This window comes from Microcystis sp. M_QC_C_20170808_M3Col (assembly GCF_007095505.1).
Lineage (GTDB): Bacteria > Cyanobacteriota > Cyanobacteriia > Cyanobacteriales > Microcystaceae > Microcystis.
The window spans coordinates 1-7,712 of sequence record NZ_SFBY01000120.1 but is presented as its reverse complement, the minus strand read 5'-3'; the positions used below and the strand labels follow the sequence as shown (position 1 = coordinate 7,712).

The following is a 7,712-nucleotide window of genomic DNA, read 5'->3' as shown; positions in this document are numbered from 1 at the left end:
CGAAACCAATAGGCTTTTTCCATGGGGAGCATTTTAGCATATATTCCGTAAATGTGCTAGTATTTAACAGTAAAGCCGTCGTGAAACGACGGGGTTTCAGACCCAAAATTTTCGATGAAGAATAAAGCCATTATTGTGCTGGGGGCGGTTGCCGCTCTTGGGTTGACTGCAACCTTAACTTTACTTATGACACGTCCATCTGGAAATTCTCCAGATTCCGCCTCTGCTCAATCTTCTCGCAACGGCATGGGTGGGATGCATCATATGCAGGTCAGTAGCGAGTTTAACTATCTTGCCCAAATGATTCCCCACCATCAGGAGGCAATCGATACCGCCCAGGTTATTCTGGCACGCACTAGTCGTCCTGAGATGAGGCAGTTTGCTCAAAATATCATTCAAGCGCAAACTGCTGAAATTGCTCAGATGAAAAACTGGCTCAACCAGTGGTATCCCAGCGGGAATATTAGCATCTCCTACGTTCCCATGATGCGCGATCTGAGTCAACTTCAGGGCGATGCCCTAGATCAAACTTTTTTACAAGATATGATTAAACATCATATGGGAGCCGTGATGATGTCGCAAATGATCCTGAATCATAATCTGGTGAAGCATCAGCCTGTCCAACCCTTTGCTGAGAACATTGCCACTAGCCAGCGCCAGGAAATTCAGCAGATGCAAACTTGGTTGATGGCTTGGTTTGGTGATCGCAATCCAATGGGTGGGATGCATCATTAGCTTGTATTGCGATCGCAATTTTGTAGGGTGCGTTCCCTAATGCAAGTACGCTTAACTAATACAGAAGTTCTGGTGTTCCCTAAAACCAGAGACTTATCGCCTCAAAATAAAAATAACTGCTATAAGTACCGCGCGCAAAATTAATTACACATATCTAACCACCTCTTGCCTCTTGCCTCTTGCCTCTTGCCTCTTGCCTATCTTCACTAGGAAATTAATTTTGCACGACTACTTATCCTTCTGTTCACTTTAAAATAAAACTGTTAGCTTGCCAGGGATTGAGAGTGACAATCCCAAAACCTCTACCTAAACCCTTCCCTTTCGAGGTAAATATTTCATGAGCCAAACCATCACACCTTCTTCCTTAAAAGCTAGTTTAGCCCCCAATCCCACTAGAGGAGCAACGGTGGACGATGGGGGAAATGTGCTAGGGGAATTTCTGCAAGAAACTCTGGCCATGACTAAACGTCTGTTCATCCAATTACAACGTCGTCCTTCAACCCTAATCGCGGGGGTAATTCAGCCATTTATGTGGCTGATTTTATTTGGGGCATTGTTTTATAATGCCCCCCAGGGTCTATTCGGCAACGATCTCAGTTATGCTAAATTTCTCGCCCCCGGGGTGATTGTCTTTACCGCTTTTTCCGGGGCCCTAAATGCCGGTTTGCCGGTAATGTTCGATCGAGAATTTGGCTTTCTTAACCGTCTCTTGGTAGCGCCTTTAACCACTCGTTACTCGATCGTGGCTGCTTCTACCATCTATATTATCGCCCTCAGTTTCATCCAAACGGCCTCGATCGTGGCCGCTAGTGCATTTTTAGGAGCAGGATTGCCCAGTTTAGCCGGATTAGGTGCGATCGCTTTGATTGTTTTCCTAATAGTTTTGGGTATGACTGCCTTAAGTCTCAGTTTAACCTTTGCTCTACCCGGACATATCGAATTAATCGCCGTCATTTTCGTCACCAATTTACCGCTTTTATTTGCCAGTACCGCCCTCGCTCCCTTAAACTTTATGGCAGATTGGTTAAAAGTAATCGCTAGTCTCAACCCTCTTACCTATGCGATCGAACCGATCCGTTATATTTATTTCAATCAGCACTGGTCTTTTGATAGCATAGTCTTACAAACCCCTTGGCTTGACCTCAATTTCTTGACAGTTTTAGGCCTGCTCTTAGCTTTTGATCTGCTAATCCTTTTGGCAATTCAGCCCTTACTTCGTCGTCGTTTTGCTTAAATCAGTTATCAGTTATCAGTTATTATTTTACTGTTCACTGAAAAGCCTGTAACTTTCTGACCACCAAAAACTAGATAATTTTCTGAGGAGTTAGTTAGATTATGAATACTCAAAAAATGTTGCTCAAATTGTCTGATCAGTTATCTATCAGTAAACAGTTCTTATTTCACTGATTACTGATTACTGATAACTGAAAAGCCGGCAACTTTCTCACAACCAAAAACCAGATAATTTTCTGAGGAGTTAGTTAGATTATGAATACTCAAAAAAATTTGATCAAATCGTCTTTATTCCTAGCTACTATTTTATTAATCGGGGCTGATTTTAATCCGCAAGTGTTAGCTCAAAGCTTGAACCCCAGTCAACCGGACTATCAAAAAAATGAACGTAGTTCCGATGGCAGGGATGATCTCGGTGGTTTTAATCCTTTAGACTTGATTCATAATAGTAATTTTCGCCGTAGCCGGGACGGATCGGAATTTCAGGAAGATACTCGCAATAATATCAACGAAGCGGCCGAGGAGTTTAAACGCAAGCAAAGGGAACAACTAGAAAATCTGCAAAATCCTGCCCCAGAAACCAAATAAAACCCCTTTTTTGAGTAGCTAGACACAATTAATTGCACATATCTAACTAGGGTTTGCGGCAAAAAGTTTTTCTTGGGAGTAGGGTGTGGGGTGTAGGGTGTGGGGTGTAGGGTTTTAACCATTTTGAGGGGGTCAATTACCTAATTTTCAGGGAAAAAGTCACTGAATTTTCCCCCTGATCACTCCCAGTCCGGTACTTTTTGATTGACAAAAAGTCTAAAAGTCTTACCCAACAAGGTTTTTAGATTTATTGAGCAGACCCTAACTACCTATTGCCCATTGCCCATTGCCTATTGCCTTTTGCCTATCCTAAGCAAGAAGTTGATTTTGTCCTATCGCTTAGTATATATGATCGCTAAGTGCAGATGATCTTAAAACGACCAATAACTGAAGAGCATTGGGGGGGTTTATCTTACACGAATTTATATTAAACTTAGGATTGGTTTATTGAATTATCGTCTTATTAAAACTGTGGAAGTAATGGAAATCGGGCAAAAAGTCAAGGTCTGTCGCTTAAGAGACCGCGTTAACTCGGATGTAGCGGGTAAATTAGGTAAAGTGGGTGTCATCAAAAATTTTAAGATGACCGATGGCAGCGGTGTTGGTGCTGTTGTCCAGTTCGATGATAAGACCGCTACTTGGTTTTTTGAGGATGAACTCAAACTCATCTAAATACAACGCTTAGGAATTAACTATGTCCTTAATTTTGACCTTTTTGGGCAAGGGGGGCAGCGGTCGCAGTACAATAGCGATCGCTGCGGCAAAAAAAATGGCTGGTCTGGGGTCAAAAGTTCTCTTGATCGGTCAAGATTCTGGTCCTGCTTGGGGATTACTCCTCAAGGCCTCCCCTAGCTCCTCCATTACCGAAATTGCCCCTAATCTCTCGGCTGTCCAGCTTAGTAGTACCCATTTACTAGAAAAAAGTTGGGAAGAAGTCAAGGAATTAGAAAAGCAGTATTTGCGTTCTCCCACCTTGAAAAATGTTTATGGTCAAGAGTTGGGCATTTTACCCGGGATGGACCAAGCTCTGGCTTTAAATTTCCTGCGCGAACAGGATAAAAGCGGCAATTACGATGTCATCATCTACGACGGCAGCGGAGATATCAACAGCCTGCGAATGTTGGGGATTCCAGAGGTGGGCAGCTGGTATTCACGGCGTTTTCGGCAGGTTTTCAGCGATTCTGAGATTGGTCGCACCCTTTCTCCCTTTTTCCAACCGATCGCCGCTGCCGTGTTCAATTTCTCCTTTAATCCCGACGGTTTAGGTCAGAAAGCCGATAATAACATTTTAGACGAGGGACGCTCCGCTTTAGCTAATCCTCGGCGAGTTTTAGCCTATCTAGTCACCAATGATGATCCAATTGCGATCGCAGACGCTAAATATCTTTGGGGTGGGGCGCAGCAAATCGGTTTAAATGTGGGGGGAGTGATTTTTAATCGCTGTCAGAGTGCCACGGAAGATTTTGCACCGCTGCCGGCCGCAATTTTACCCGACCGTCAAGGAGAAGATTGGCAGGAGTTAATCGCCGAGTTACCCAATTTTCTCACGGTGCAGCCGCCCAAACCGTTAATAATCGATACGGCAGCCGGTCAGGTCAAGGTTTATTTACCCGGATTCGAGAAAAAACAGGTAAAACTGACGCAATCGGGTCCAGAATTAACCATCGAAGCCGGGGATCAACGGCGTAATATTGATGTACCACCGCCTCTAACCGGACGAGCGGTAAAAGGGGCAAAATTCCAAGACGGTTACTTAATTATTTCTTTTTAAAGGATTATGTCGAACACCGAGATAGAAAACAAGGACGATCGGGCGGCCAAAACTCGCCAATTATTGGGCATGAAAGGGGCCTCATCGGCAGAAACTTCCCTCTGGAAAATCCGCTTACAATTGATGAAGCCGATCACTTGGATTCCCCTGATTTGGGGGGTTGTCTGTGGGGCAGCTTCATCGGGGGATTATACTTGGTCTTTAGAAGATGTCTTAAAAGCGGCCACCTGTATGTTACTTTCCGGTCCATTGATGACTGGTTATACCCAAACTTTAAATGATTTTTACGATCGAGAAATCGATGCAATTAATGAACCCTATCGTCCAATTCCTTCGGGGGCAATTTCTATTCCGCAAGTAGTCGGCCAGATTTTGGTTTTATTAGCGGGTGGGTTAGGAATAGCTTATCTTCTCGATCGCTGGGCCGGTCATGATTTCCCGATCATGCTCTGTTTAACCCTATTTGGTTCTTTTATCGCCTATATTTATTCAGCGCCACCCTTAAAATTAAAACAAAATGGTTGGCTGGGAAATTATGCCCTCGGTGCTAGTTATATAGCATTACCTTGGTGGGCTGGTCACGCCCTTTTTGGTCAGTTAAATTGGACAATTATGATCCTAACCCTCATCTATAGTCTAGCGGGGTTAGGCATTGCCGTCGTTAACGACTTTAAAAGTGTGGAAGGTGACGAAAAATTAGGCTTAAAATCCTTACCAGTTATGTTTGGAATTACCACCTCGGCTTGGATTTGCGTGATTATGATCGATGTTTTTCAAGCAGGAATTGCGGGTTATCTGATTAGTATTCATCAGAATCTTTATGCCGCTATTTTACTGTTATTAATTATCCCTCAGATCACTTTCCAAGATATGTATTTTCTGCGGGATCCGCTCAAAAATGATGTCAAATATCAAGCCAGCGCCCAGCCTTTTCTAGTGTTAGGAATGTTGGTGACAGGTTTGGCTTTAGGTCAGGGGATACTCTGAAGATTGTAGTTAATGAAAACAGGAAATATCCAGTTTACGGTACATTATCGCCTTGAATCGGGCTTCTGTTTACGGTGACTTGAGCGGTCAAGGGGGGTGAAAACTGTGGCTTCTAGCTCGATCACCAGTCTTTTCGTTACAATCAAGAGGTAATTGTGCTTGAGGGGAAAACTTTCTTTCTTCTCGGCCAACTATTCGGCATTCTTGACAAACTAATCAAGAATAGTTTCTGTTTAACAAGATTGATTGAGACAAGTATCTCGAACCTAGTCACCATGAGTAATACCAGTAACTTTCGTCAAGCTTTACGCGAGGCCAAAAGCCAAGCACTTATCGGCCCCAATGTTATCCCCAAGGCTCTGCCCTATCTCGGTGGCGGTCTAATTTTAACTGGGGTGGGAACCTATGGCGGTTTAGGTGTGATCCAATCCTATCCCCAGATTTTTTTCCCGACTTTCTTTGTCGCTCTGATTGCCGAGATTATTTTATTTTTTGTCGCCCGTAATACTGCCGAAAGAGGCAATACAGGCACTGCTCTGCCCCTACTGACTCTCTATAGTCTTCTTTCTGGCTATACTCTCAGTGGAATCGTCTATGTGGCCTTAGGTACTTCCGGTGTTGGTTTGCGAGGAGTGGCAATCGCCGCCCTTGGCTGCGGCATTGCTTTTGTGTTGGGACGCAATATCGGCTCGAATCTGTCGGAAAAAGATGGTTTAGCCCTGACTAAAACCGTTAGCATCGGTATTCTCGCTCTTTTTATTGTTCTCATTGGTCAGCTAATTTTCTCTATCTTTGGTGGCGCTACTCCCACCTGGTTAGAAATCGCTATTTCTGGCATCGGGGTTTTCTTGTTTGCCGGCTCGGCAGTGGTGGACTTTTACATCTTGCCCCGTACCTACAGAGATGAACAGTATCTCAGCGCTGCTTTATCGATGTATTTGACCTATATCAACCTATTTATCTTTATTCTGCGCCTTTTAATCGCCCTTAACGGTCGAGATTAGGGCAAATAGAGAGGAGTTAGAAATTAGTTACAACCTAACTTCTAACTCCGCTAGAATAGTAAAGAAATGTAAACGGACTGTAAAGATCATGACTGAACCACAACCGACTCAAACCCCCAAATTAGAAGATCCCAAATTTGGCTTTAATGACTATGCCGAGCGCCTCAACGGTAGAGCCGCTATGATTGGTTTTGTGATCACCCTGTTGATCGAGTATCTAACTGGCCAAGGTCTGTTATCTTGGTTAGGGTTACAGTAGTTTTTTAAGCTTTTTTAGGCATTCTAGGGGAAATATAGCCTTGATTGTTAGCTAACGCATACAAGCTTCATGATTTTCCCCGTAGAATCCTTGTAAGACCGAATCACCTCGCTGTTGCGGTGTCCCGTGGGAGCGATTAGGAGCTTCAAAATCGCCCACTTCCGAGGCCGCTTCCCCTAGAAGTTTTCCCGCTATTATATAATCCTGTTTGGATAAGCCTCTCGCTTCGGTAAATAACCAGGAAAGGGTATCTCCCGCTAGACAATCGGCCTGTAATTCAATGCCGATGCTCATTCCACCTTCATCGATGCCACCAATACCCCGATTCCACTGAACAGCGTGAGCGGCCTCGTGAGCGACGGCGTAAAGGGGAAATAAAGGATTATCGCTAATACCAGTAACTTGCTTGAGATTGACATAGACTGTATTATCTACAGTGCAGAAAGCCGCTAGGGAAATTACGCCGCAGGGAGTGGTTATCGGGCCATCGTTTAACAAATACTTAAAATTGATCTGGTGTAATTGAGCCGTATATTCAATTACCGCTTCTAAGGCATCCGTAATATCGTCTGCTTGCGCTCTCTGGGCTAGAGGGGATAAAATCAAGAGGGAGCCACAAGAAACAGCAGATATCAGGGATAATAACCGTTTACGGCCAGAGTTAGGTTTCATGGTACTAACAAAGTCGGGAGTGAGGAAGAAGTTTAATTGATCTGGATTAGCTTGCCGCTACGATCACAATTTTAAAAGCTATATCTAAGACTTCCAGAGAAAATACAGAATTTACGCGGCTTTTGATCGAAGTTTACAGAATTTCTCAGGGTTTAGATCACGCCATTTCCCTATCTCCCCACCCTCATCATTCCGCACAAATGTACTATAAATCTATCCCCATTTCCCGCAAACGAGCCTCCAGACGCTGAGAACGCTGTCTTTCCGCTTCCAGAGCTTGCTGAGTAGCATTTAATTGCTCTTGTGCTGCGGCCGCTTGCTCCTGTGCCGCAGCCGCTTGCTCTTGTGCCGCTTCTTCTGGCAAGGGGATTAAATTGCCTTCCGGGTCATAAAATCTCGCCCAAATTGCCGTTTCTCGGTCAATAGTCCCCTCCCAAGTTCCCAACCAATAGCCTAAGGTTTC

At 44.2% G+C, this 7,712-nt stretch carries 9 protein-coding genes and 2 pseudogenes; 9 read left to right on the top strand and 2 right to left on the bottom strand.

Going from position 1 to position 7,712, the window contains the following annotated elements; genetic code table 11:
- The first annotated feature begins 114 nt into the window (after positions 1-114).
- The 9 genes and pseudogenes from EWV84_RS05840 to EWV84_RS05805 all read left to right on the top strand — a co-directional run bounded on the left by EWV84_RS05840 (position 115) and on the right by EWV84_RS05805 (position 6,577).
- Positions 115-735, top strand: coding sequence for a DUF305 domain-containing protein (locus tag EWV84_RS05840; RefSeq protein ID WP_287077094.1), 621 nt, complete (start codon positions 115-117; stop codon positions 733-735).
- Positions 736-1,072: 337 nt separating this feature from the next.
- Entirely contained in the window at positions 1,073-1,969 is an 897-nt protein-coding gene (locus EWV84_RS05835) for an ABC transporter permease (RefSeq protein WP_287077092.1), read from the top strand.
- Between the two features lie 254 nt (positions 1,970-2,223).
- Positions 2,224-2,556: a hypothetical protein gene (locus EWV84_RS05830; protein WP_287077090.1), complete on the top strand. Its 333-nt coding sequence runs from the start codon at positions 2,224-2,226 to the stop codon at positions 2,554-2,556.
- A 53-nt stretch (positions 2,557-2,609) separates the two neighbouring features.
- A pseudogene (locus tag EWV84_RS23045) lies at positions 2,610-2,801 on the top strand (hypothetical protein).
- A 235-nt stretch (positions 2,802-3,036) separates the two neighbouring features.
- Complete coding sequence (petP, locus tag EWV84_RS05825; protein ID WP_002742483.1) at positions 3,037-3,228, top strand: cytochrome b6f subunit PetP; 192 nt, start codon at positions 3,037-3,039, stop codon at positions 3,226-3,228.
- 22 nt (positions 3,229-3,250) lie between these two features.
- Positions 3,251-4,327 carry a Get3/ArsA fold putative tail anchor-mediating ATPase NosAFP gene (locus tag EWV84_RS05820; protein ID WP_287077087.1) on the top strand — a complete coding sequence of 359 codons (1,077 nt, stop codon included), beginning with the start codon at positions 3,251-3,253 and terminating at the stop codon, positions 4,325-4,327.
- A gap of 6 nt (positions 4,328-4,333) precedes the next feature.
- The gene (gene chlG / locus EWV84_RS05815) at positions 4,334-5,314 is read left to right on the top strand and encodes a chlorophyll synthase ChlG (protein WP_286826890.1); all 981 of its coding nucleotides are present in this window, start codon (positions 4,334-4,336) and stop codon (positions 5,312-5,314) included.
- 275 nt (positions 5,315-5,589) lie between these two features.
- Positions 5,590-6,318 (top strand): Bax inhibitor-1/YccA family protein, encoded by a 729-nt coding sequence (locus EWV84_RS05810; RefSeq protein ID WP_287077086.1) that lies wholly within the window; start codon positions 5,590-5,592, stop codon positions 6,316-6,318.
- An 88-nt stretch (positions 6,319-6,406) separates the two neighbouring features.
- Complete coding sequence (locus EWV84_RS05805) at positions 6,407-6,577, top strand: CAB/ELIP/HLIP family chlorophyll-binding protein (protein ID WP_002742489.1); 171 nt, start codon at positions 6,407-6,409, stop codon at positions 6,575-6,577.
- Between the two features lie 51 nt (positions 6,578-6,628).
- Here EWV84_RS05805 and EWV84_RS05800 read toward each other — a convergent pair whose 3' ends face one another.
- On the bottom strand, positions 6,629-7,249 hold the full coding sequence (locus tag EWV84_RS05800; RefSeq protein ID WP_287077084.1) for a metalloprotease: 621 nt from the start codon (positions 7,247-7,249) through the stop codon (positions 6,629-6,631).
- A 205-nt stretch (positions 7,250-7,454) separates the two neighbouring features.
- Positions 7,455-7,712: pseudogene (locus EWV84_RS05795) on the bottom strand (Uma2 family endonuclease); the annotation flags it as partial.